Annotated in this window: 1 pseudogene; it reads left to right on the top strand. The window is 64.4% G+C overall.

The window, feature by feature from the left end:
* Positions 1–1,508 (top strand): annotated as a pseudogene (locus tag ACHH0Z_RS25520) (Tn3-like element ISPa38 family transposase); the annotation flags it as partial.
* Positions 1,509–1,582: the final 74 nt, after the last annotated feature.

Below are 1,582 nucleotides of genomic sequence, written 5' to 3'. Positions count from 1 at the left end.
ACTACCTGGTGCCGCCCGCGAAATTCGCCAGCCTCAAGCAGGCCAGCGAATTGCCGCTGGCCGTGGCCACCGATTGCGACCAGTACCTGCATGACCGGCTGACGCTGCTGGAAACGCAGCTCGCCACCGTCAACCGCATGGCGCTGGCCAACGAGCTGCCGGACGCCATCATCACGGAGTCGGGCCTGAAGATCACGCCGCTCGATGCGGCGGTGCCCGATACCGCACAGGCCCTGATCGACCAGACGGCGATGATCCTACCGCACGTCAAGATCACCGAATTGCTGCTGGAGGTAGACGAATGGACGGGCTTCACCCGGCACTTCGCCCACCTGAAGTCAGGCGACCTGGCCAAGGACAAAAACCTGTTGCTGACCACGATCCTCGCCGACGCGATCAACCTGGGCCTGACCAAGATGGCGGAATCGTGCCCCGGCACGACCTACGCCAAGCTGGCCTGGCTGCAAGCCTGGCACATCCGCGACGAAACCTACGGGGCGGCACTGGCCGAGCTGGTCAACGCGCAGTTCCGACATCCCTTCGCCGAGCATTGGGGCGACGGCACCACGTCATCGTCGGACGGCCAGAACTTCCGCACCGGCAGCAAGGCCGAGAGCACCGGCCACATCAATCCGAAATACGGCAGCAGCCCAGGGCGGACGTTCTACACCCATATCTCCGACCAGTACGCGCCGTTCCACACCAAGGTCGTGAACGTCGGCGTGCGCGACTCGACCTACGTGCTCGACGGCCTGCTGTATCACGAATCCGACCTGCGGATCGAGGAGCACTACACCGACACGGCAGGGTTCACGGACCACGTCTTCGCGTTGATGCACCTGCTGGGCTTCCGCTTCGCCCCGCGCATTCGTGACCTGGGCGACACCAAGCTCTACATCCCGAAGGGCGATGCCACCTACGAGGCGTTGAAACCGATGATCGGCGGCACGCTCAACATCAAGCACGTCCGCGCCCATTGGGATGAAATCCTGCGGATGGCCACCTCGATCAAGCAGGGCACGGCGACGGCCTCGCTGATGCTCAGGAAGCTTGGCAGCTACCCGCGCCAGAACGGCCTGGCCGTCGCCCTGCGTGAGCTGGGACGCATCGAGCGCACACTGTTCATCCTGGACTGGCTGCAAAGCGTCGAGCTGCGCCGCCGCGTGCATGCCGGGCTGAACAAAGGCGAGGCGCGCAACGCGCTGGCCCGCGCCGTGTTCTTCAACCGCCTGGGGGAAATCCGCGACCGCAGCTTCGAGCAGCAGCGCTACCGGGCCAGCGGCCTCAACCTGGTGACGGCGGCCATCGTGCTATGGAACACGGTCTATCTGGAGCGGGCCGCGAACGCCTTGCGTGGCCACGGTCAAGCCGTCGATGACGGCCTGTTGCAGTACCTGTCGCCGCTCGGCTGGGAGCACATCAACCTGACCGGCGATTACCTCTGGCGCAGCAGCGCCAAGATCGGCGCGGGCAAGTTCAGGCCGCTACGGCCGCTGCAACCGGCTTAGCGTGCTTTATTTAATGAGATGGTCACTCCCTCCTTCCCGGTACTATGCTGAGGACAGGCTTTCATTCGGAGAAC

Origin of the sequence: Enterobacter cloacae complex sp. 2024EL-00227, from assembly GCF_043945315.1 — a bacterium.
GTDB classification, from domain to species: Bacteria; Pseudomonadota; Gammaproteobacteria; order Enterobacterales; family Enterobacteriaceae; genus Enterobacter; species Enterobacter roggenkampii.
This window is presented reverse-complemented; position numbering and strand designations above follow the sequence as displayed.